1 protein-coding gene is annotated in these 1,460 nt (G+C 67.7%); it reads left to right on the top strand.

What is annotated here, in order from left to right; genetic code table 11:
- Positions 1-1,460, top strand: a 1,460-nt coding sequence (locus DKG74_RS21930) for an autotransporter outer membrane beta-barrel domain-containing protein (protein ID WP_279340909.1), incomplete at both ends; no start/stop codon positions are given.

The following is a 1,460-nucleotide window of genomic DNA, read 5'->3' as shown; positions in this document are numbered from 1 at the left end:
AGGCGTCGGCGACCTGGGCGGGACGCTGAGCTACGGCGGCACGGCGCAGGGCGCGGTGAATGCCGGCAGCTATACGATCACGGCCGGCGGCCTGAGCTCGAGCAACTACGCCATCAGCTATGTGGCGGGCAGCTTGACGGTGAATAAGGCGGCGCTGACGGTAACCGCTGCCAATGCGACGAAGACCTACGATGGCGTGGCCTTCACGGGTGGCGTCGGCGTGACCTATGTCGGCTTCGTGGCGGGCGAGGACGCAGGTGACCTAGTCGGGGCGCTGAGCTATGGCGGCACGGCGCAGGGCGCGGTGAATGCCGGCAGCTATACGATCACGGCCGGGGGGCTGACTTCGGGCAACTACGCCATCAGCTATGTCAGCGGGACGCTGAGCATCGATCGCAAGGCGCTGACGATAACGGCATCCGACGCGACGAAGACCTATGACGGCCAGTCCTTCAACGCCGGCAATGGTGTGACCTACGCCGGCTTCGTGGCGGGTGAGGACGCGGGTGACCTGGGCGGGACGCTGAGCTATGGCGGCACGGCCCAGGGCGCGGTGAATGCCGGGAGCTACACGATCACGGCCGGGGGGCTGAGCTCGGGCAACTATGCCATCACCTATGTGGCGGGCAGCTTGACGGTGAACCAGGCGGCGCTGACGGTGACCGCTGCCAACGCGACGAAGACCTACGACGGCGTCGCGTTCAACGGTGGCAGCGGCGTGACCTATGCGGGCTTTGTGGCGGGTGAAGGCGTCGGCGACCTGGGCGGGACGCTGAGCTATGGCGGCACGGCGCAAGGCGCGGTGAATGCCGGGAGCTACACGATCACGGCCGGCGGCCTGAGTTCGGGCAACTACGCCATCAGCTACGTGGCGGGCAGCTTGACGGTGAACAAGGCGGCGCTGACGGTGGCGGCGTCCGACGCGACGAAGACCTATGACGGCCAGTCCTTCACGGGTGGCGCCGGTGTGACCTACGCCGGCTTCGTGGCGGGTGAGGACGCGGGTGACCTGGGCGGGACGCTGAGCTATGGCGGCACGGCCCAGGGCGCGGTGAATGCCGGGAGCTACACGATCACGGCCGGGGGGCTGAGCTCGGGCAACTATGCCATCACCTATGTGGCGGGCAGCTTGACGGTGAACCAGGCGGCGCTGACGGTGACCGCTGCCAACGCGACGAAGACCTACGACGGCGTCGCGTTCAACGGTGGCAGCGGCGTGACCTATGCGGGCTTCGTGGCGGGTGAAGGCGTCGGCGACCTGGGCGGGACGCTGAGCTACGGCGGCACGGCGCAGGGCGCAGTGAATGCCGGGAGCTACACGATCACGGCCGGGGGCTTGAGCTCGGGCAACTATGCCATCACCTATGTCGCGGGCAGCTTGACGGTGAACCAGGCGGCGCTGATGGTAACCGTTGCCAATACGACGAAGACCTACGACGGCGTCGCGTTCAACGGCGGCA

Source organism: Zavarzinia aquatilis, assembly GCF_003173035.1.
Classification (GTDB): domain Bacteria; phylum Pseudomonadota; class Alphaproteobacteria; order Zavarziniales; family Zavarziniaceae; genus Zavarzinia; species Zavarzinia aquatilis.
Note: the sequence above shows the minus strand (reverse complement) of the source record. Positions and strands in the feature narration are given on the sequence as shown.